General features: G+C 38.9%; 19 protein-coding genes. 13 read left to right on the top strand and 6 right to left on the bottom strand.

The features are described 5' to 3' along the window. Positions 1–407: 407 nt before the first annotated feature. Complete coding sequence (locus HC000_RS15630; protein ID WP_179808111.1) at positions 408–1334, bottom strand: hypothetical protein; 927 nt, start codon at positions 1332–1334, stop codon at positions 408–410. Between the two features lie 46 nt (positions 1335–1380). Continuing rightward, positions 1381–2022, bottom strand: coding sequence for a hypothetical protein (locus HC000_RS15625; RefSeq protein ID WP_179808110.1), 642 nt, complete (start codon positions 2020–2022; stop codon positions 1381–1383). A gap of 226 nt (positions 2023–2248) precedes the next feature. On the opposite strand from HC000_RS15625, the gene HC000_RS15620 reads away from it, so the two are divergent. The 4 genes from HC000_RS15620 (at position 2249) to HC000_RS15605 (ending at position 7296) form a co-directional block, all read left to right on the top strand. After that, entirely contained in the window at positions 2249–4270 is a 2022-nt protein-coding gene (locus HC000_RS15620) for an ATP-binding protein (RefSeq protein WP_179808109.1), read from the top strand. 102 nt (positions 4271–4372) lie between these two features. Beyond that, a complete protein-coding gene (locus HC000_RS15615) occupies positions 4373–5140 on the top strand; it encodes a hypothetical protein (protein ID WP_179808108.1) in 768 nt (255 codons plus the stop codon). A 19-nt stretch (positions 5141–5159) separates the two neighbouring features. Continuing rightward, positions 5160–6134 carry a WYL domain-containing protein gene (locus HC000_RS15610; protein WP_257025574.1) on the top strand — a complete coding sequence of 325 codons (975 nt, stop codon included), beginning with the start codon at positions 5160–5162 and terminating at the stop codon, positions 6132–6134. Between the two features lie 73 nt (positions 6135–6207). Next, positions 6208–7296 carry a cell division protein FtsZ gene (locus tag HC000_RS15605; protein ID WP_179808107.1) on the top strand — a complete coding sequence of 363 codons (1089 nt, stop codon included), beginning with the start codon at positions 6208–6210 and terminating at the stop codon, positions 7294–7296. A 42-nt stretch (positions 7297–7338) separates the two neighbouring features. Here the strand turns inward: HC000_RS15605 and HC000_RS15600 are convergent, their stop codons facing one another. Both HC000_RS15600 and HC000_RS15595 read right to left on the bottom strand, forming a co-directional pair. Next, a complete protein-coding gene (locus HC000_RS15600) occupies positions 7339–8901 on the bottom strand; it encodes a tyrosine-type recombinase/integrase (RefSeq protein ID WP_179808106.1) in 1563 nt (520 codons plus the stop codon). A gap of 123 nt (positions 8902–9024) precedes the next feature. Beyond that, positions 9025–10698, bottom strand: coding sequence for a hypothetical protein (locus HC000_RS15595; protein WP_179808105.1), 1674 nt, complete (start codon positions 10696–10698; stop codon positions 9025–9027). Positions 10699–10957: 259 nt separating this feature from the next. On the opposite strand from HC000_RS15595, the gene HC000_RS15590 reads away from it, so the two are divergent. Beyond that, complete coding sequence (locus HC000_RS15590; RefSeq protein ID WP_179808104.1) at positions 10958–11212, top strand: YfhL family 4Fe-4S dicluster ferredoxin; 255 nt, start codon at positions 10958–10960, stop codon at positions 11210–11212. A 214-nt stretch (positions 11213–11426) separates the two neighbouring features. Here HC000_RS15590 and HC000_RS15585 read toward each other — a convergent pair whose 3' ends face one another. Continuing rightward, a complete protein-coding gene (locus HC000_RS15585; RefSeq protein WP_179808103.1) occupies positions 11427–12743 on the bottom strand; it encodes a histidine kinase dimerization/phospho-acceptor domain-containing protein in 1317 nt (438 codons plus the stop codon). Next, positions 12743–13414 (bottom strand): response regulator transcription factor, encoded by a 672-nt coding sequence (locus tag HC000_RS15580; protein ID WP_089369115.1) that lies wholly within the window; start codon positions 13412–13414, stop codon positions 12743–12745. The genes HC000_RS15585 and HC000_RS15580 overlap by 1 nt, the downstream gene beginning before the upstream one ends. Positions 13415–13574: 160 nt before the next feature. Between HC000_RS15580 and HC000_RS15575 the strand changes: the two genes are divergently transcribed. The 8 genes from HC000_RS15575 to HC000_RS15540 all read left to right on the top strand — a co-directional run. Continuing rightward, on the top strand, positions 13575–14396 hold the full coding sequence (locus tag HC000_RS15575) for a TlpA disulfide reductase family protein (protein WP_179808102.1): 822 nt from the start codon (positions 13575–13577) through the stop codon (positions 14394–14396). A gap of 9 nt (positions 14397–14405) precedes the next feature. After that, positions 14406–15179, top strand: coding sequence for a thiol:disulfide interchange protein DsbG (dsbG, locus tag HC000_RS15570; protein WP_179808101.1), 774 nt, complete (start codon positions 14406–14408; stop codon positions 15177–15179). Between the two features lie 247 nt (positions 15180–15426). Next, positions 15427–18354 (top strand): TonB-dependent receptor, encoded by a 2928-nt coding sequence (locus tag HC000_RS15565; protein ID WP_179808100.1) that lies wholly within the window; start codon positions 15427–15429, stop codon positions 18352–18354. A gap of 143 nt (positions 18355–18497) precedes the next feature. Continuing rightward, the gene (locus HC000_RS15560) at positions 18498–19133 is read left to right on the top strand and encodes an isoprenylcysteine carboxylmethyltransferase family protein (RefSeq protein WP_179808113.1); all 636 of its coding nucleotides are present in this window, start codon (positions 18498–18500) and stop codon (positions 19131–19133) included. Between the two features lie 182 nt (positions 19134–19315). Beyond that, complete coding sequence (locus tag HC000_RS15555; RefSeq protein ID WP_179808099.1) at positions 19316–20191, top strand: sensor domain-containing diguanylate cyclase; 876 nt, start codon at positions 19316–19318, stop codon at positions 20189–20191. A gap of 98 nt (positions 20192–20289) precedes the next feature. Next, entirely contained in the window at positions 20290–21006 is a 717-nt protein-coding gene (locus tag HC000_RS15550; RefSeq protein WP_179808112.1) for a Sir2 family NAD-dependent protein deacetylase, read from the top strand. Between the two features lie 63 nt (positions 21007–21069). Then, a complete protein-coding gene (locus tag HC000_RS15545; RefSeq protein ID WP_179808098.1) occupies positions 21070–21867 on the top strand; it encodes a response regulator in 798 nt (265 codons plus the stop codon). Between the two features lie 825 nt (positions 21868–22692). After that, positions 22693–23297, top strand: a 605-nt coding sequence (locus HC000_RS15540; RefSeq protein ID WP_257025573.1) for a reverse transcriptase domain-containing protein, incomplete at its 3' end; no start/stop codon positions are given.

The following is a 23297-nucleotide window of genomic DNA, read 5'->3' as shown; positions in this document are numbered from 1 at the left end:
TTTTACCGACCTAATGCCGTGGAATGTGCAGCTAGACTTCGATTATAGCTAAGCGCACTGCTTAAATGCGCGCTTACGTTTCAATTGATCTTTGCTGGCCACGACGAAAGGTCGCTGTGCTTATTAATATGAGTAATTCTAATATATTAAGAAGACATGGTTGGACTGTATTTACTGCGTTCGACGCCTTAAATAACTTTGAAAATTTTCAGCGTCAAATTAGATAAAAAAATTTAACGTGTTTTACAATGTTCATCAAGCCGGTATCAATCAAAACTGACTTACAACTGACTGCGGCGGCAGCCAATTTATAACATTAAAGATTAAGCTGTCTGAAGGTGGCTTTAGACAAAATGGATGTAGAGCTTGATTTTTAAATCGAGCTCACATTTAGACTTTTTTAAGTATTAATCTTCGATTCCTAAAAAACAGTCTTTAGATTTTGACTCATATAAGAAAGATAAAGGTAAATTTAGTTTCTCTTTGATAAGTTTAAACCATTGAATATCCTCTTTTTTAGGGATGTTACCGGAAACTATTAATAATTCATCACCTGGTTTTTGTGCTAATGGATGCAACTGGTATCTCAGTAATTGGCCTATTGCAGCTTCAATGTCTTGTCTAGCTGAACTTGTGTATTTTAACTCTGCAATTATGTAAGTATTGCCTTTTGTGAAAGTAACATCTCTACGAAATAAGCCATCACGGTCTTGTACCGTACTCTCTATATCTTTACTTTGTAACCATTTTTGAAAGTGCTTTTCCATTCTGGCTTCATTTAAAACCATCGTACTGTATTCGGGGTACTTCCTCCTTATTTCACTCGCATTAATAGCTCCTTGAAAAGCTTCTGCATTAATAGTATTCATAGTGTCAAATACTAGATTTTTTTTATCGAAGTCTCTAAAGTCAAAATTATTAATAATCTGATCTATCACATTCAAAGATTCAGTTAATGATTTTTGGCTAATTGCTGTAACTAATTCAATCGTAGGAAGCTCTTTACTCTGACCTTTTGAAATTGAAATATCGACAGACTGCGGTTTGCTTTCATTAATAAATGAGGTTATTTGATCCTCTTTATTTAAAGGGACAAATCTTACTTTTATTTCGTTTTGAATAGGCTTTGGAGTCACAGAAATACGACCAGCTTCTCCATTGCTACCAAAGACTATTTTTACTGGTGAATCTTTACGCCACTTTTTGGCACCCGCTTTATAATAGGTAGATATATGAATAGCTAATAGATTGCTAGGGTCAACAAAAAGGGGATTAGCTCTAAACCAATCTGAGGCTAATTCACTGCTTGATAATTTTGATTCATCTATGTTCATATTTTGTGTCCTTCGTGAGTATTCTAAATAAAGTTTGAATGCTTCCCTAAATCCAAATGCTCTCTAAGCATTTAGAGTTCATCATATCGTTAATCTCTATAAATTTTAGATATGCTTTTCCTTTTTTTAATGATTTATCGTTGATACCAAGTTTCGAATTTTGGTAAGTAATGGGCGTGACATTTATATAGTGAAAGCTATCAAGTCTAATTAAAACCTTGTTTAAGCTGTCGTTACTAATTTTTGAGTTGAGCTTTTTTGATATGAGTTCATGAAGCGGGGTCAGTTCAATATCGGCGGTGTCTATATTTGTAAAGTGAACCTCTAAATTATCTTCACCATAATATTGATATACAAGTTCATTTGTACTGCAAATAAAAACAACTCCTTCACCTGCATTGATTTGATCCAAAATATTAAACAATCCTAAGGCCACTTTAATATCAATAGGTTTCAAATTGGGATTTGAAATCACGTTATTGGTAAAAGATTCAAAGCTTTCGGGGGCCTTGTCAAAAGAAAACCCTTTCTCACCATTGTTATTTTTAGTGTATTTTTGCAGTAGTGGTCTATGTATATAGATTTTACTATTTTTGAGATGCTTTTGAGTGAGCTTAGTATTTTGATGCTTATTCTTTAAAACAATAGGGTTATCTACCGAGCCTGGTTTTAAATTAACTTCTTCCATATAAAGTCCATTTCAACGTTATAGTCTGTATATTGCTATAATATTCATTATAAAACAAACACTTATTTTTTAACGTTTGTTTTTCTAAATAAAAAAAGAAAAACCTTTTTTATTTACTTTAAGTTCAATGGCTTATGCCGTTTTGTGTTTGATTTTCTTACGTGATCTGAAAATATTTCACCCAGCTACTATGTGCTCATTGATTAACAATAACTAGGTACATAGCATGAACACAACCCCTCAATTAAAACGTATTGTGGCACACTTTTCCACTGAATTATTAGAAGAGTTCGACGTAGAAGAGCTTTGGCAAGATAAGCTATTTAAAAAGGCTTTATGTAACATTTCGGGCTTTAGCTATACAAATTTACAGTGCTTAGATGCTGATGATTTGATCTTGCGATTAGATCATTTAGCATTAAACACAATGCCTAAAACGTTACAAAAAAATGTGCATATATTTTGTAAAGCGTTTGATCTACCAAAAGCGGTAACTCCTTTAGTTATTTTTTCGTGTTGCATGACGCTCAGTAAGCCATTGCGCGAACTTGTCGAATACTTACGTGACGATTACGCGAGCGTTATTTTAGAAAAAATAGCTTATGTGATTGGTATTGATGAAGCACTACTCAACAAGCAAATTGGATTAATCATTGAATCTGGCATGTATTCAATGGATATGGAGATAGTTGCTGGGGAAGATGAGTTTTTAATATTACCAAACGCAATTGCTAAAAGTCTTCTCGAGGGTAAGTTAAATAGTGAAAGTGATATTTTATCTAACTTGGTCTCTCCTTGTGAAGCTTCTGAACTTAGCGCTGCTGATTTATCTCACTTAGATTTAAATACTTTACTAAAAGCCACGCAAAATGCGACTAAAACGGGTGGGCAAGCATTGAGTATTTTATTTTATGGTGTGCCAGGTTCGGGCAAAACTTCATTGGCGAAATATATAGCGCAAGCCTGTGGTTCACAGTTGCTAAAGGTACAAGCTAAAGGCAGTAACTTAATAAACCCAACAAACGAGCTCGATAGTCGAAGCGCAAGCTCTGAGCTGCGTTTAGAGCACTTTAATGTGGTGAGTAAGTTGGTAGGTAAGCGTAAAAAAACAATATTGTTATTGGATGAGTGTGAAAACATTTTTGAGCGTGATTTATTCTCTAAAAGCTTCTCAAAAGAGCTACTTCATACTTATATTGAAAATCATCCTGTAGTGAGTATTTGGATCACAAATCATTTAGAAGATTTACCACAGAGCGTTATTAGGCGATTTAATATTGTTTACGAAATTCCTGAGCTAAACAAAACGACTAAAGAAAAAATGATTGGCAAATATGTTAAAGGTTTGAGTGTTGGTAATAGATTTATAAGTAAATTAGCTACTCAAAAAAACTTACTGCCAGCTCATATTGCTAAAGCTGTTCATGTAGCTAGGTTATGCGGATTTAAAGCACAAACCGCGCGTGAATGCATAGAAGAGAATATTCAAGATACTTTAACTGCATGCGGCTTTTCAACACACGAGCTGACTTATCAAGCAGCGCAAAAATTTAATCCTAAAATGGTAAATATAGAGTCCGAATATTCATCACTCGAACAGGTTGAAGAGGCTGTAATAGAGTATTCGAGTTCACGAACTCTGCTAACAGGCCCGCCTGGCACAGGTAAAACAGCTTTTGTAAATTACTTATGCGGAAAAGCTGATTCTAAACTTATTTCTGTGAAAGCATCTGACTTATTAAGCAAGTGGGTTGGCGAAAGTGAGCAGAATATTGCTCAACTATTTAAACAAGCTACACAAGAAGGAAGTGCAATATTTATTGATGAGGCAGATAGCTTGCTATGTAGTCGTGAACAAGCGACGGCAAATTGGGAAGTGCTAACAGTTAATGAATTACTATGCCATATGGAGCAATTTCAACTCCCACTTTTTGCAGCAACTAACTTTGCTAAAAATTTAGATAAAGCGGTAATGAGGCGATTTGATTTTAATTTAAATTTAACCTATTTGACTCCGGTACAGGCTAAGCAATTATTTAAAGATACTTTAGGCCCAGGAGTATTAAATAAGCACCTAATGCATGAGTTATACAAGCTTACAAAGCTCACACCAGGTGACTTTGCGATTGTAAAAAGGCAAATGAAGTTTTCAAAAAAGCGCATGACTCAAGAGCGAATGTTATCGATTTTACAAGAGCAAAACGATCTTAAAGAAGGCGAAAAGCAGAAGATTGGGTTTGTTATTTAGTTTTTAGAATTAGTTACATCTAATTATCGCTACAGAATAGTGGACTTCTCACAGCTTATAACTTAGAAATAGTTAAAAGCTTTAATTCTTAAAAGGATATCTATGAAAGTTAATGAACAGTATGTCTATATATACAGAGACCCAAAGACTTCCAAAATTAAATATGCGGGGAGGGGCAAGTCTGCTACACGAGCCTCATCGCACCAAAAAAAGACACATAATAGTGAACTTGAGAATTGGCTGAAAAAAGCAAGCTATAAGCTCGAAATAGCAGGCCCGTATGAAAATGAACAAACAGCTATTGCTGTTGAAGAAGCATTAATTTCTACTCACCAGCCTGAATTTAATATGCGAAAAGAGTCTTCTAAGTACAGTTTTCGTCCTTTGGGTGTGCCAGAAAAATACATTACTAGGCTTGAGCAACAACCTTTAGAATATGACTGTTTGTTTAAAGGGAATACAGAGTCAATTATATTAGTTAAGGTCACAGATAAAACGCTAGGCGATAGAGTTGGGTATAATTTAGTAGACCCACCTAGTGATGATGCAATCGTCGAAAGAGTAGAAAAATATTGGCAATTAGGAAATGATAAATATCTAGGGACTTGGATTAAAGATAAAAAACTGTCTCCGACGTTAATACTTGGTATTACAGGGAGTCCTGGAAACCAAGTAATAATAGCCTCTCTTGAAGTTGATATTTCTGCATGGGATGCGGTTGAAGTTATGAAAAAAAAGCTCATAACAGTACCTTTAAAAGATCGATCAAAGTTAGATAAACATTATTTACGTGGGTATCGTATAGCTTTATCAGCTGACATAAAATTTGGACGAAGTATCCAAGAGCACTTTAGAGTAATTCATAAATGACTACTTCCCACCTAATTTAATGAATTCACATCGTCATTTATCAATTTTAGAGCTTGTGCCAATAACGCCTAGCTCTATCTCGACCCAACAGCTACAGCGAAAACTGCTTGAACGTGGCTTTGATATTTCAACTCGCATGCTCCAGCGAGACCTACAATCACTTTACGAGCAAGGTTGCTTTGGGCTTGAAAAAGATACCCGCAGTAAACCATATGGTTGGTCTATTAATGCGCAGTGGCGAGGTGGTAGCGCTAAAATTATGAGCAGTGAAGTAGCTGAGCATTATTTGTTACTAGAGCAGTTACTGTCGCAATCAGTCCCGAGTGATGTTAAACGCTCTGTGCATATTAAAGCAGAACAGGCGCTTAAACGTTTTAATGGGCTTTTGCCCGATTGGCTTTCAACCCTACCAAAACCGCCTTTAAAAGTGAATATTGATAGCAAATTAGTTGCACAAATTGAGCATGCGATTAAGCATAAGCGTGCAGTGAGCGCTGAACTTTATAGGGTACTTTACGATGAAGCACATTGGTTGAAGTTTGCTGAGTTGAGTTTTTACAACTTAGTTGAGCAAGGCGGTGTGTTGATGGCGCAGTTTATGGTGGGGTCGCTTCACGATAAATGCTATCAAATGCCGGTTTACCGTATCCGCAATGTACAGATTTTGCAAAAAACACGACGAGAGCCAAGTACTGAGCAGTTAAAGTCGTTACGCAGTGCGATTAATAAAGGTATGAAGCAAGAAACGATCGAGTTAATTGTAAAAGTGCCTAACCACTCTGCGGTTAATCAAGAGTTTATTGAACTTGGCGAGCTGACTGATAAGCAAAGTATTGATGAAAAAAATGTATTACTTACCTACCAAACTATTGATACCGAGCAATTGACTGATGAGCTATTTAAATGTGCTCATTGGCTAGAGGTTATTAAGCCTGAAAAGCTGCGACAAAGAATTGTTAGCAAGCTTAAAGCGGCCGCTAACATTTATAAATAACTCCACTAATTTAGGTGCGTCAAAAATTGACGCACCTGTTTGTTATGCTCCTTTTAAAGATGAAGGAGGTGTTATGTTTCAATTAATTCAGCAGAATGATGGTTTATCAATCGGTGTATTTGGTATTGGTGGGTGCGGTTGTAATACGCTTAACAGTATTTTTGAGCAACGCGAGTCTGATCAGGCGCACTTGTACAGTGTTAATACCGATAAAGTAGTGCTTGAGCATACACAAAGTGATGAAGCTGTGCTTATAGGTGCTGAGCTCACTCATGGTTATGGTGCAGGAGCAGATCCTAAAGTTGGGCTGCAAGCGGCAGAAGAGAGTAAAGAGCAGCTTTTAACGCTTATTAATGGCTGCGATATAATACTGTGTGCAACAGGGTTGGGTGGCGGTACTGGGACTGGCGCCAGCCCTTACATTGCAAAACTTGCTAGTGAGCATGGCAAACCCATTATATTTGTTGCTACATTGCCATTTAGCAGTGAAGGGCAGTTTAGGAGTAATATAGCGCAAGCAGGTTTAAATGAGCTTAAAGAGCATGCTAATGCTGTTATTACGCTCCCTAACGATCAACTTATTGAAGTGCTAGGTAATGATATTGGCTTATTTGACGCCTTTAAGCATAGCAACCAAATACTTCATTCATTGATAAAATCCCTCATCGATATGCTGTGTTTTCAGGGGCTTATTAATGTTGACTTAAACGATTTTGCTAAAATTATGGATTGCCAGGGTGATGCTGTACTGGGTGTTGGTAAGTGCAATGATGAAAGCGAGCTTACTACTGCACTTGATAGTGCACTCAATAACCCACTTGTTAATCAGGTTGATATGTCATCAAGTACAGGCGTGATAATACAAGTGAACTGTAAAGATGAAATTTCACTAGGTAGTTATAACCTCATTACCGATACAGTACGTCAGCAAGTAAGCTCAAATGCTTTAGTTATTTGTGGTGTTTCAAAAATAGAAAGCTTATCGACCAATTATGAGCTGTTAGTTATTGCTACGGGCGCGAGTTCTAAAATGGTTATTGATGACAATAAAAGTGAGTCAAGCTCTAAAGTAGTCGCTACTAAGCCAAAAGCATCTGATATTTTTGATATCCCCGCTTTTATAAGAAATCAGTCTGCACCGCCTAGTAAAAGCTCTTTATAGGGTTTGTAAGCAAAGAAAAAGTTATATAGCTATATGTAAACGCTACTCTAATATATGCATAGGGCGGCTCTTTTTAAGTTTTCGGGCTTGCTGGTTTATATTACTCCAGATAGTTGAATAAGCACTTACTGTACTTTTGACTTTGGCGATAAATTTATTTGAATAATCTAATTTAAAAAATGATTTTTTAACCGTTTTGTTTTTTAACTTAGTCTGTATTTTTACTTCTTTGAGTATTTCCTTCTCAAAAAGGGAAAAGTTTTTATAAAGTGCTTTAATATCAGTGTTATATATTTTATTCGAGTGGTCATAATGTTTACTCATCGGATCGTGCTCTGAAACAGAGTGATGAAGCATTTTTTTAGAGTCAATTTCAGCAATTGTTGATGACCCAATTTTTTTAGTTAGCACTTCTTTCATGTGCGATTTTAAGAAGCTGCGAAGTAGTGTTGGAAATGCTCCGGCTGAGCCTTTTATATTTATGTTATCTCGCGGGGCCGCCACCATGTTTTTTGGCGCATGATATTTAAGAGCTCGGTTTAAACTCTCTTTACTGATGGGTTTTGAGTCGTCTTTAACCTTGCAAAATAAGTAGGTACGGTTTGTGTCTGGGTTTAATTTTAATTCTTGCTGTATTGCTTTTTTCATCTCGGGTGTGAGTTGTATTTTAAACTCTTTTTGGTTTTTCATAGCACCGCGAGTGGTATGGGTTGTTTCAGGAAACGTTAAAAACTTAGGATTATCTAAATCATCTATATACGACAGACGCAAGTTACAAATATTTATGGGTCTTAGCCCAGTAAACATCATCAGTAGTACGGCATTTATTAATGTATTATTTTTAGATGTTTTTAGGTTTATGTATAGCTGAGAAATTAGAGATATATCAGTATAGGCCTTACAAGCAATAGGCTTCGAAGTTCTAGACGATATATAATTATTGTCTACTTCTAGGAATGGATTAGTGCCGTTATTATACTTATTTTTTGCGAATACCCACAGTTTTTTCATCTGCTCGAATTGCTTAGCCACATGCGGGCCACTTTTCTCTGTTAGTAGTTGGTCAAGCGTTGCTTCTATTATCTCAGGCGTAATAGTCTGAAATAACGTATTTTTACCAAAGGCATTTTGAATTGCATTAAGGTAAGAGGTGTATGTTTTTACTGTGGTGCTAGCTAACTTGCTAGGGCTATGTTTATTAATTGCCTGTAAGTTTTCTATTTGTTTACTCACTACAAATTCGAATGTGTAATTAGAGGTGTTCTTTTTGTATATTTCGGCCGCTTTTAATTTCGCTGCTGAAAAACTCATATCATTAGAATCACCAATCTTTGTGTTTTTTATGCCATGTTCTTTTTTAAAATGAGTAAAAAATTTAATAATGCCATCATGCTGGAAGACAATTCTTATTTGATCTTTAAGTTGATATTTTGAAAGTCTTTTTCCTTTTTCTTGCGCCAATATAATAGTCGCAAGACTGGCTAGCTCTTCCATTGACTCGTCATTGTACGGTGGCTTAAATGCATTAAATTCAGCCATGCAAAGGTCACGACTTTTAATCGTGACCTCACATGGTTTTACTGAATTTAATACTGATGTTGCCATTAATATAAAAACCTTAAAAAAGTTAAAATCCTCAAATAATTGATGAGGTATCGCTCTAATAAGGCAATGATATGAAATTAGTTTTTTTTACAAAAACTTTGGTAAGTCGAAATTAAACTTTTTTTAATTATTTTTTGCTTTGGCCTCTTGGGCATTTAAATATCTCTCAACGACAGCTCTTCCCTCTGCTGTTAATATTAAATCTTTTGTTGTCCTTCCAGTGTCTCCAAGTGGCTGGTTGATGAAATTTACATAGCTACCTTTGTAAACTAAATAAGCTTTAATTCTATCTCTCAGGGCTTTTTTTACGTTATTTTCTTTAAGATTTTTAGCTTGATTACTTTGCATGCCGGTAAGTCTCATTTTTTGGCTTTCAAGCTCCTTCGCTCTTTTCAAAATACTTACTTCATGAATTTTAAAAACATTAAATTTTAATTTTGTAGAGGTTCCAAATAACTCTTCAGACCTATCATAGTTAAGCCCATTCGGATCATCGTTTTTTCTAAGGTGATGAAGCGCTAGTCGGGTTAGTTCTTCTGCATGTCTAAAATGGTAGCCGTTATCAACCATAATCGCTTTTGTGTTGGATTTAAAAAAGCTTCGACACATTGTGCAAAAGGCTCCAGCAGATCCTTTCATTACAATATTTCTTTGATCACCTTTTACTGCATCAACGGGTGAATAATCTTTTATCACCTTATCTAACGATCTTTTTGCAAATGGCTTTCTAACGTCCCGTGGCTGAAGAAATATATGAGTAGGATTACAGTTCGGAAGCGCATTTTCCATCCACGCTCTTTGTTCCAAAATAATCGCACGCATAGCTTTGGTTAATGGCAACTTGTATTCTTTTTGGTTTTTCATTTCGCCACGCACACCAACAACGGATGCTGGAAAGGTAATTAACGTAGGGAAATCGATACTATTGAGCCACTCCCATTTCATCTGCGGAATGTTGATTGGGCGTATACCTGTTAAAATCATAAATCGAGCAGCGTTCTTTTGATGTATATTTGGCGCTGATGCCAGGTTAATCCATAATTCAGCTATCGAATCGAGATCAGTATATGCTTGGCAAGGTCTAGGGCTTTCTACTCGGTCAGATACATAAAAGTCATCAATGTCAGTTGCTGGATTTTTACCAGAGTTAAATTTGTTTTTGGCAAATTTCCATACCCTCCTAATTTGTGCAAAAAGTACGATTGCCTGAGTATTTGACTCTGCCACAATAATGCGATCAATAATCTTTTCTAACTCGCCCGCTGTAAGTGATTTAAATGATTGATTAAGTGGAAAATGTTGCCTGAGTTTTTTCAACATGCATTGGTATGTTTTAAGAGATGACGCTGCAAACTTTGTCGGCGCAGTGTTATGGCGCTCAATTAGGCTTTTCTCGTAAGCATTAAAAACTGTTTTGACAGTGTGGTTGTTTAAAACTCCCTCCTGCATTTGAGCAGTGAGCTTACGCGCTTTTGCTATTGTTAATTCAGGTGCTTCACCTAACTTGGTATTAGCTATGCCAGATGATTTAGGGAAGTTAGAGTAGAAAATAGCAGCGCCAGACTTGGTGAAAATTAGTCGAATATGGTGTTGCGCTTCGTATTTCGATAACCTTTTAGTCCTACTAGGTTTAAAGCCTTGTTTATAAGTGCTTTTTTCTTCAAAAAATATGATGTGTTGAGCCAGCGTAGCACACCGATTTATGTGCTGCATAGAAAATGGCGGTTTGAGCTGGTTCCATTCTAGTTTTGCTTTCGTATATTGAGCTTTGTTAAGCGTTGATAAAGAGTACTTCACTTTGTTATAACCTATATAAATAAAGGCCTCGCGGCGATTTTTATTGATTGAGATCAACAAAGCAACAGAGAAAAATAGGCATAATTCGCGGCTGTAATTTACACCTAAAAATAAAAAGGTGTGTTACGAATGTGTGCTACGATTAAATAAAAAATAAAGGTTTTTTATTGGACTATACTTGTATGAAAAGTAGTCAAAAAACATTTCATTTAAATCTATGTTTATGTTTTATAATGATTTTAATTGAAGGGGCTTAAAAGTGGCTCTACTCATAAATAGCAAATGCATTAACTGCGATATGTGCGATCCAGAGTGCCCTAATGAGGCTATTTATATGGGGGCTAAAATATATCAAATAGATCCCAGTAAATGCACTGAATGCGTAGGTCATTATGATAAGCCTACTTGCGTAAGTGTCTGCCCAATTGATTGTATTAAGCCAGACCCAACCCATAGTGAAACTATTGATGAGCTTGCCGATAAGTACGTAAGGTTAACTAGTAGTTGTGGCTAACTGCTAAGCGTACTGTTTTAAAGCTGATTAACAGTACGCTTAGTAATATTCGTTTTTATTAATAATATTGGCCGCAGCTAGTACTTAGCGCGAAATAGTGTGCGGGTTGCTGAGCATGTATTAGCAAGTGCTCAGCATATTTTAATAAAACAGCTATTAGCTTAAAAAAAACATGCAGTAAAAGGAAGGTTGTTACATCAGGTTACTTCGTAACTTAGTTATTTACCTTAACGGGCACGGTAAATTCGGCAATAAATAACGCGTTATTATTTTTAAGGGTGAGCGAACCTTGGTACTTTTCGGCGATGCTGGCCACAATTGATAGGCCAAGCCCAGCGCCGTTTGCTGCGCCTTTACGCCAAAAACGAGTTGCCATATTAGCTAAATCAGCTTGGTTAATATGGGCGTGGTTACTAATGGTTATTTTTAGTGCTGTGGCTGTTAAATTAGCGGCTAAAATGACTGGTGTATTCGCTTTGCTGTACTTAAATGCGTTATCAAGTAAATTACGACACACTATAGTGAGCATGGCACTGGGAATACAGTACACTGGCTGGCTTGCTGTTATATTATAGGTTAAGCGGGCGTTATTGTTGTTTGATTCTGTTACCACAGTAGTAATTAACGACTCAAGTTCCCAAGGCTCTGTAATGTTTAGCGGCGTGTCGGCATCTACATGGGACAATACCAGTAGATTGTCTAAAATAGTATTTAATCTATGCGCACTTTTTTTAGCTTGCCCTAGTGCTTTTTGCTGGGTGGCATCTTGCGTAAGCTCAGCTAATTGTATTTGCGCTAAAATGCCGGCTAGTGGGGTTCTTAGCTCATGCGCGGCATTACTGGTAAAGTGTTTTTCGCGGCTGATCCCTTTTGCTAAGCGGGCCATTAAGGCATTTTGGCTAGTTATAAGCGGTTGCAATTCTTTTAAAGGCTGGTTTAACTGTATCGGTTCTAAGTCGTGACTGCCGCGTTTTTCAAGCGCGTGTATTAATAACTTTATTGGCCGTATTCCTGTGCCAATTGCAAACCAAAGTAATATTAGGGCAACAAAAATAGCTAACGCCGGTGGAATGAGTATGCTAATGAGCAAGTCGTGATAGAGCACATCGCGCTCGGCCACTTTATCGGCAATGGTAATTTTATATTGCGCAGTAATTAAGGTGAATGTACGCCACTGCGTTTGGCCAGAGCTTAAATAACTAAAACCTTGGTTTAAGCTAGGCTGATTGGGAAACGATTGGCTGTTACTGCTGGCAATTATACTGCCTTGCAGGGAGCTAATTTGACAGGTTAGGCCTTTTTCAGTGTTTACCCCACTGGCATTTATAATATCAGGGAGGCTTTTACTGAGCGCATCTTTGGGTACGTGGGCTAAAATGTTACCTAACATAAAAGCGGTTGAGCGCAGGCGCTGATCAAAGTTAACCTCTAACTTAGTGTTTAACCCCGATATCATCCACACACTGGCGATAAGCCAAAAGCCTAAAAATACCGCTGCAACCAATACCGTTAACCGTAACCGCAAGCTCATTAGTGGCTCACCTCTATTGTGCCTAATCTAAAGCCTAGGCCACGTATGGTTTCTATTGCCGGTGCGCCTAGTTTTTTACGTAAATTAAAAATATGTACGTTAAGTGCGTTACTCGCTACATCATCGCACACGCCATAAAGTACATTTTTTAACTGGCTTTGGGTTAAAATTTGTTGCGGACTATTTAAAAAGGTTTGCAGTAATAAGTCCTCGTTACGTGACAAGCAAACAAGCGTGCCATTGAGTAATGCTTTATGTTGCTCTAAATCGTATTGCAGTGCGCCGTGAGTAATTGTATTACTGAGCCTATCGCTTGCGCGGCGCTTTAAGCTTAATAGCCGCGCTAATAACTCTCTTAAATCAAAAGGTTTTACCAGGTAGTCGTCGGCGCCTTTTTTTAATCCAATAACTTTATCATCTATGGTATTGCTCGCGGTAAGAATAAGCACGGGTAGCGAAAAACGATTGTCACGCAGCCAGCTTAACCAGTTAATGCCATTACCATCGGGTAGGTTTAAATCAAGAATGCATAAATCAAAATTGCTCGATTGCATATAAGTAGTGGCTGCGCTTAGTGTACTAACGTGCTCAACGGCTAGCCCTTGGTGGGTTAAGTAAGTACAAATAGCGTCGGCTATTACGTCATCATCTTCCACTAACAATACAAACATACTCGCTACCCTGTTTAAAATACCCTAGCTAGAATACCTGTTTCCATTGGTGAAGTAACTGCTATGTGCTTATTTACTATTAATTTTTGCTCTTAATATTGGCTTAATTAACGCTTTGTATACTATAGCGGCTAACCGTATTTAAAGAAGATTTATAGCCATGTTAAGTATTTCACTCGGGCCGTTTGTTATTGCCATTTCGCAGCTTATTATTTTATTAGGCTTAGGCGTATTTTGGTTGCTTACTTATTTACAAACTCGTAAGCAACCACAGCAAAAAGCAATTTTAGACACTGTATTTAAAGCATTTGTAGTGTGCTTTATTGTTGCGCGATTAATGTTTGTTGTGATTATGTGGGATGCGTATCAAGAAAACTGGTGGCAACTTATTAATATAAGTGATGGCGGCTTTATGCCTACCTATGGCTGGGTGGCGGGTGCGCTTGTGTTGGCGCTGTATGCGCGAGGCAAAAAAGCAGTGCTGAAAACCTATTTCATAGCGGCTATTGTCGCGTTGCTTACCATTATGGTGCCTACCTTTGCTGCCTCTATTTATAAAGCTGGGGTTGAGCTGCCACAATCTGCGGTATATAACCTGCGTGGTAAAGAGGTTGATTTACAGTCATTTAAAGGCAAACCTGTCGTTATTAACTTTTGGGCGTCGTGGTGCCCACCGTGCCGTAAAGAAATGCCGGTATTACAGGCTGCGCAAAAAAACAATCCTAATATAGCTTTTGTTTTTGTTAACCAAGGAGAGGATTTATTTACGGTACAAAAATTTATTAATGCTGAGCAGCTCGACTTACGCAATGTGTTTTTTGATCAAAACAGTAATGTAAGTCGTGAATCCGGAGCTGCTGGGCTACCAACCACGCTTTTTTATAGCAGTGATGGCAAATTAGTAACCAGTCACATGGGAGAGCTCTCACACGCGAGTTTGCGTTATTACATGCAAGCTATAAATCAACAGTCTGCACAATAAGGATGCCTCATGAAGTTAATTTATTTATTGCCATTACTTGCGTTTACCTCGCCCATATTGGCTCAACAAAAAGCACTGCCAGCACCCCTTAAGTTAGTTACTGAGCAAGGCGGCGAAATAGTCAGCGAGTTTGCAGCGCCTGCCAACATGAAAGGCTATGTTGCCGACTTTAAAGGCCAAGTTATTACTTTATATATCACCGCCGACGAGCAATATTTATTTACCGGCCCTATGCTTGACGCCAATGGTAATAATGTAGGAGAGCAAGCGGCAAACGACTACGCTACAGGCCCTAAAGCGCAAAAAGATTGGCAAACATTAGAGAGTAGCCATTGGATAGTTGATGGTTCAGCCTCGGCAAAGCGAGTAGTTTATACCTTCACTGATCCAAACTGCCCTTACTGCAGACAGTTTTGGCAAAATGCGCGTCCTTGGGTGGATGCGGGTGAGGTACAAATACGCCATATTTTAGTGGGTATTTTAAAAGCCGACAGCTTAGACAAAGCGGCGGCTATTATGAGTGAAAGCAACCCTGAAGAAGTGTTAAAAAAGTTTGAAAACGATAATTTAGTGGGTACATTACAGCCGCTAAAAAATCCACCTGAGCACATAAATGCGCAATTAATGAAAAACCATCAAATAATGATGGGGGTTGGTGCCAGAGCCACCCCCGCTACTTTTTATCACGATGCTAATGGTGCGGTAAAAATGCAAATGGGTTTACCGCCTGCGCCATTAATGACTGAGATCCTCGGCCCACGGCCAAGTAAGCCAACCAAGTAAAAACCCAACTTAGTACATAGTGTGCAACGTCAAGCCGGTAAAATTTTTACCGGCTTTTTTATAAATAACGTTAAACATTGTTACACTTTGTTATTTACATAAGCTATTCAGTAAGTTATCGACTTTATTAATCGGCCATTAAGTTTGGCGCTGTAGACTTAGCAGCAATTTTTGACCCGCTATTGACCTTTATTGATAGCGCTGCCGCTAAGTATCAAAAGCGCATAAAACGGAACCGCACACTGTCATGAGTACTTGCAATAATCGTCCCTTTTCACTACCAGCATTAACATTTATAAAATCAGCGCTGTGTTTATCTGTTTTATCTGCCATAGGTAGCGCGTATGCGGCGCAACCAGCCCTCACCGCTAAAAATAATGCCGATATAGAAGTAATAGAAGTACGAGGGATTCGCTCCAGTATGGCCGAAAACCTCGACATTAAACGCATGTCTAGCTCAGTTGTTGATGCTATAACCGCAGAAGATATTGGTAAGTTTCCAGACAAAAACGTAGCCGACTCATTGCAACGTATACCAGGGGTAATGATTGAACGTGATGGCGGCGAAGGCGCATCGGTAAGTATTCGTGGTTTGTCGTCTGAGCTTACTTTTACTCAGCTTAACGGTAATTTTATTGCCTCGTCACCAGGTGAGCCTTCGCGTTCGTTTGATTACACGCTACTCCCTTCAGCCATGATAGCCAGTGTTGAGGTATATAAATCGCCCGAAGCGCGTTTAGATGAAGGCGGTGTAGGCGGCACAGTATTAATGCATAGCCGTAAGCCGCTCAGCATGGAGGCAAATTCTGGAGTGCTCAATGTTGAAGGGACTTACAGTGACGTAACGCAAAACAGTGAGCCACAACTAACCGGTTTATATTCTTGGAAAAACGATGCCGAAACACTTGGCTTTTTAGTGGGTTATACTCGCCAAGAACGCACTAATCGTACCCTCTCGGGTGGCACCGATGCCAATGTATGGCGCTACACAGGTGATGGTCAACCGGTAGATGTAAATGGTAACGCGGTCAATAACAATAATAGTTGGGATACAATTACCGATACCAATGGTAATAATTATGATGGCGTGTGGTTTCCACAAGTCGTGCGCGGCTCGGTACTTAATGAAAAACGTGAACGTGAAGGCATACAGTTTAGTACCCAGTGGCGTCCAACCAATCGTGTAGAAATAGGATTAAACTATTTTGGCTTTACGCTGGGGCAAAACAGAACTGAGTCGGTTATTGATATGCCAGAGTGGTCGTTAAATCCCGACTACTTAACTGATGTGAACTTGGATGAATCGGGCACGATTGTTAATGGTATGCAGTTTGATGCTGCAGCAAGTGGCGCACAAGGTGACATGCAGTTTCCGTGGATGCGTGGCAGTTATGTTCGTGAAGAGTCGAGTTCAGATACCTTTGATTTTAACTTAACTTACGAAGGTGATGATTTTAAAGCGCGCTTTGTTGCGGGCAATACTCGCTCAAAAGGCGGCCCAGAAGAAAGCTGGGAGGCCGCCTATAAAAGCTCAAATGCCAGCGAAAACCCAACAACCATTGAAAACGCAGCGCAAAATGCTGGTTGGCAACTTGGTAAAAACGATGTAACCCTCAATATAGACCCAAATACACTGGCTAATTTACTCAGTGGCGTAGGCGGTGGGCGCGATCCGGGTTCATCAAACTCAAGCTTTGTACGCAGCGAGCTTGAAGAAAGTTACTACCAAGCCGATCTGGATTTTTACGTCGATTGGGGCTTTTTAACAACCATTAAAACCGGCGTAAAATACCGCGAAGCCACATTGCACCGCGAAACCGGTAATACCTTCTTTTTAGATCCTCGTTTTGATATTGCCGCCGGGGAAGCCAAAGAGGGCGGCATAACCCGCTTTGATAGTTACCAGTGGAATAACGGTATGCCGGCAGCGCAAGATGTTTTTATTAACCAAGGCAATATTGCAGGGGGCTTTAATATAAACCAAATGCCCAGTATTGATTGGGATAAATACCGCGATATGATTACCAGTAACTACGTGCCTTACACCCGTATGGAAGACAACTTTGTATACGATATAGAAGAAAAAATAGCGGCTTTTTATCTGCAAGGTGACTTTGAATTTAATCAAGTTAGAGGTAATTTAGGGGTACGGGTTGTACGCAGCAAAACCATGAGTGCTTCTACCGATTTATATACTTACTTTTTGGATCATACCAATGATGAAACAGGGGAGCCTGTTACCGGTGATGATCGTTCAGTAGAGGATTACCAACTTATAGTGCAACAAAACACCGACACCCAAGTACTGCCTAGCTTTAACATTGCTTGGGATGCCACTGATGACTTAGTTATTCGTGGCGCGGTTGCTAAAGTAATGTCGCGCCCCGATTATGCAGATTTAGGCGCGCAGCAACGCATTAGTTATATTTCTGACGAGTGGGCAGCCGACAGAGCCGATTTTAACGAGCAGCCTGGCTTTAGTGGCAGTGGCGGTAATAAAAACTTAAAGTCGTTTATATCGGTACAAGCCGATTTATCTATCGAATATTATTACGCTGAAGGCTCAGCAATTGGCTTAGCGCTGTTTCATAAAAAAGTTGATAACTTTGTAGTGCCAGTGGTCATTAACGCCCAACAAAACTTTGCTGGTAAAGACGGTATAGTAGAGGCGGGTAATATAAATATTACTCCTTACAGCACAGTAGGTAATGGCACTAACGCGGTATCTAAAGGAGCCGAGGTGTTTTTGCAACACGCCTTTGATAGCGGCTTTGGTTTTTACGCTAACTACACTTATAACAAAACAAATAAAGCAGAAGTAACCGTAGACGGCGAAGCATTTGGGCAATCGCCACTGATCGGCAGTGCAAAGTATCAATATAATACTTCGGTTTATTTTGAAGGTGACAATTTTAACGTACGTGCCTCATATAATAAGCGCGGCGAAACGGTATTGGGCTTAAATAGTGGCTTAAACGTGTACCAAGACCCATACGATCAGGTTGATGTTAATGCCTCCATTAACTTATACGAAGGCCTTAGTTTTACCGCAGCAATTATAAACTTAACCAAATCAGAGTCGGTTACGCGTTTAGGTAATGATAGTGACGCACGGTTATTAAACTCAAGCTACTCGGGCAGACGTTATTACGCGGGGTTTAACTACAGCTTTTAAACTGCTCCCTAAAGCAACTTTAAATAAGCCGGCTTAAACATAAAGTTGGCTTATTATTTGTGTTTACCTTGTTTCTTAACGGTATGAATACTATGATGAATTTATAATTAAAATTGAGTAATCACCGCGAGTAACTAATATTGATAACCTATCAGCCTTTAATTAATGACTCTGCGTCCTTAATCGAATTTACCCGCATTTATTTAGCCGTTTTTTATACCTTTGTAGCGGGGTTCTACACCGTTAGAATACTCTATAAAAACAGCAATACACAATCGGGAGTGATTTTTACAGGGAAAAAATATTGCGCTAATTGGTGGAATCACTTCGTTTTTCGTTTTTTTAGAGCTGCTATTTGGTTGGTGTGTGTTGTAAGAGTATTTATACCTGCAACCGATAACTACCTCGGAATTTTTGTGCCGTTAAATACATGGCCAGGCGTAATGCTAGGTAATGCTTTATTAACTGTTGGTTTTATATTAACTATGGTGGTGCATTTTAATATGGCATCACTTTGGCGTTCAGGAATAGACCCACAAGGACCCGATGAGCTAAAAGTAAACGGCTTTTATGCATATTCTCGTAATCCTATGTATTTAGGCGTTGCTGCGGCGCAGTTAGGCTTTTTTTTAGCATTGCCGAGTGTGTTTAGCTTAGTGTGTTTACTGGTTGGGCTTACTGCTTTATATCGTCAGGTGTTGATTGAAGAGCAGCATTTAGTGGGCATATTTAACACCCAATATAAAAAATATAAAGAATTAGTACCACGTTGGTTATAATAATTACTCCGTTATTTTGCAGCAATGAGGGTTTTAGTTTAACTACCAATGAGTAATACTTTACTTTCGCTACAAAAAATCATGATTACAAAAGCAATTTATTGCTATTTTTACAAGTATATTTTAACGTTAATATATTGAATACTTAACTAGCTTCACCTTGCTTTAGAGGCAAACATAGTATGATAAAGAATGAGTTAATAGAACTAGAAGATGTGCTTGATTTAATGCTTGATGCTGTGTGCGTGGTAAATAAAGTAGGTAAGTTTGTATTTGTAAGTGCCGCGTTTGAACAAATATTTGGTTATAAAGCTGCCGAAGTAGTAGGCAAGCCTATGATTGATTACGTTTATAAAGGCGATCATAATAAAACTTATAATGCCGTTGCTTCACTTTTGTCGGGCGAAACAACTCATTCACGGTTCGAAAACCGCTGGGTTCGTAAAGACGGTCAAATAATACATATTTTGTGGTCAGTGTGCTGGTCATCAGATCACCAAGTAAGAATTGCAGTTGCTCACGATATTACTGAGCGAAAAAAAATGGAAGAGCAGCTTTATTATATGGCTGGCCACGATGGGCTTACAGGTTTACCAAATCGCTCATTACTAATGGACAGGTTACAGGCTGCAATAATAAAAGCAGAAAGAGAAAATACACTATTTTCGATATTATTTATTGATATTAATGGCTTTAAAGCTATTAATGATACGTATGGCCACCTTATGGGTGATAAGTTACTGCAATACATAGCACAGCGGCTTTTAAGCGTAGTAAGAGAATACGATACAGTAGGGCGCTTAGGCGGAGATGAGTTTTTGATTGTGCTAGAGGGCTTAAGTAGCGCTGGCGATACCACGGCCTTTAAAAGAAAAATAATTGGGCAGTTCCAACAGCCATTTAAACTAGATGAGCTATCATTAAATGTATCTCCGAGTATTGGAATTGCAAATTACCCCACCCACGGAGAAACAGACCATCAATTAATAAAACACGCTGATCAAGCCATGTATAAAATCAAAAGAATGAGTGCCAATAGCATAGATTACCCAACTTAAAATTAAACGCTCAAATAATAAAAAAGCAGGCCAGTTAGGTAAGTTAAGTATTTTATGTTACATAACTTAGATTCAAATAGTAAGTGCAGAGGTTAGCAATTAATACGTTATATATTACAGGCGCGGGCGTTAGCGCAGCCAGCGGTATTCCTACCTTTAGAGGTGAAGATGGTTACTGGACTATTGGTAGTAAAAATTATACACCAATGCAAATGGCCACACGCGCTATGTATCAAAACGCCCCTAAAGAGTTTTTAGCTTGGTATTACCACAGGTTTGCAACGTATAGAAACCACGGCCCTAACGACGTACATTATTGGCTAAAAGATAAAAACCTAATAACGCAAAATATAGATGGGCTTGATGGTAAAGCAGGAAATAAAAACTATATTGCAGTTCATGGCAGGTTAGATCAAATGACCCTGTTTCATCGGCAAGGCGAAAACGTAGAAACGGTGATTACCCCTTGGAATGAGGTAGATGAGGCTCATTTACACAACTCATTATTTGAGGTGTTTAATATTCAAAACCAAGCGCCAGTGCTTAATCACTCTTTTAAACCGTTTGTATTATTATTTGATGAATACTACACCGAGTTATATAAAATTAGCGAAGCACAACAACGCATGGTCAATGCCGATAAAATTGTATTTATGGGTACATCGTTTAGCGTTAACATTACCCAAATGGCGCTGGAAATAGCCCGCGAATACAATATTGCGTTAGAAGTTGTAGATCCACACCCAGCACATATTTTACATCCAAATGTAAGTTATAAAAAAATGACCGCGCTTGAATATATTCAGAGTAATTAAAGTTTTAAACCGAGTGTTAGCTCCTTATAAAAACAGCAAGATTATAATAATAAAGAGATATAAATGAGTGACTTAACTGCAATAGCTAATCTATCAATATTATTGGTCGAGCCTTCAGAAGTGCAGCAAAAACTGATCATAAAATCATTAATACAAAGTGGTGTAAAACAAATAGAAACCGCCACTACACAAACCCAAGCTTTAACCCTACTTGCAAATTACCAACCAGATTTAGTTATTAGCAGTATGTACTTAGCTGACGGCACCGCCGATTCACTGCTACAAAACATTAGGTCGAACCCGCGCACAGAGCACCAAGCATTTATGTTGGTGTCGAGCGAGCGTAATAAAAAGTATCTTGAGCAATTAAGGCAATCGGGCGTGTTAGCTATTTTACCTAAGCCCTTTACCAGCGAAGCTATTACCCGAGCGCTTAAAGCTACCTTAGATATAATTAGCGAACAAGAAGTAGAGCTTGAACACTTTGATGTTACTTTGCTGCGCGTATTAGTGGTTGACGATAGTCGCTTTGCTCGTAAACATATTATTCGGGTGCTTGCTGGTATGGGAATACCTGCGCCGGTAGAGGCTGAGAATGGCAAACAAGCAATTGAGCAGCTAAACGAGCAAGCGTTTGACTTAATAGTAACCGATTATAATATGCCGGAAATGGATGGCCGAGAGTTAACAGCAGCGGTTAGAGGCTCAAATAGCTATTCGCATATTCCTATTTTAATGGTGAGCTCAGAAGCCAATGAAACCCACCTAGCAAACATCTCTCAAGCCGGAGTGGATGCCATATGCGACAAACCGTTTGAACCAGCAACAGTGAGAGATTTACTATTTAAAATAATGTTTTAAATTATTAATTCTAAGGCTAACTGTAAAACTCATTAGCCTAAGCGAATAAAACAAAAGCAGCGCTTGTAAAAAGTCGCTGCTTTTTTGTTTGCCCAGCGAAGCTGGCAAACCCGATAGGCTGAAAGATGCCTTATCACCCCGACTAAGGGGAAGATAATCCGAATGGCAAGGGCGTCACTGGCTAACGGTGAGGTCTGAAGGAAGCCATAGGAAGTTAGAGGCACACAACTAACCGTAACCTGTTTCGGCGGTATTGGTGGGTAAGCGTCCAAAATAGCGCGAAGCCCTATACTTAGTCAGATCAATACTGTGTTTGAGGGTGAGATTTCTAACAGGGAGCTAGTGCAGTAACTGGGGAAGCCTGGCATCTAAACTTAATGAGAGTAAGTGGCCTAAATACAAGGTGAAAGCCAAGATTTAGTGTCGGTGTGAGGTGGCAGATGAACCCGTAGTAGTGAGTAAGGCTAGGCCGATGAAAGCCAGTAATGGTGTGGAGGGGAAAACCAAGCCGACCATCAACATTATGTTTGATGGGGTCAATTTTAGCCAAAAGCTTTAATTGATTGCGAAGGGGGGAAGTATTCTTTAAGCGTATGAAAGACGAAGACTTTTGTTTATCGGCTCACAAGTATTTCGACGGAAATAGCCAAGACATGACGGCCAAGCAGGAATGTAGACGCTGAGAATTGAAGGGCGAGCAATGGAGTAATGGCTGACCACTTAGGCAGATTGCCAAAAAAAAAGGCTAGCACACCTAATGTCATCATGAAGATTCAGCGATAAGTAGAATGACACGAGCAGACATACCGCAAGCAAAGGCAGAAAATGACAGTTTACTACAGCTTGTACGGACAATTATTAGACATTAATAACCTGTACAAGGGATTCAAAAAAGTGAAAGCAGCTAAAGGAGCGGCCGGAATAGATAGGCAGTCCGTAGGCGCATTTGCCCTGAATTTAGAAGCAAACTTAAAACAACTGCAACTTGAGCTGCAAACCAAGCAATATAGGGCACAACCTGTCAAACGGGTGGAAATACCCAAAGATGATGGCGGTGTCAGAATGCTAGGTATCCCCGCAGTTCGAGACCGAATAGTGCAACAAACACTATTGAACATACTCCAACCGATATTCGACATCGACTTTCACCCATCGAGTTATGGGTACAGGCCGAAACGAAGCTGTCATGACGCTATCAGTAAAGCGAGTGTATTTATCCGTAAATACCATCGCGACTGGGTCGTAGACATGGATTTGTCGAAGTGTTTTGACCTGCTTGATCATGCTTTGATAATTAGCAGTGTTAGACGCAAAGTGACGGACAGTAGTATTTTAAAGCTGATTAATCAGTTCTTAAAAAGCGGGGTAATGATAGGCGAACACTGGGAGGCTAGTACGATAGGAAGCCCACAAGGTGGCGTAATTAGCCC

The sequence above is a fragment of the Pseudoalteromonas sp. MIP2626 genome, assembly GCF_013414205.1.
Lineage (GTDB): Bacteria > Pseudomonadota > Gammaproteobacteria > Enterobacterales > Alteromonadaceae > Pseudoalteromonas > Pseudoalteromonas nigrifaciens.
The sequence above is the reverse complement of the archived record's forward strand: the minus strand, read 5'-3'. Positions and strand labels throughout refer to the sequence as shown.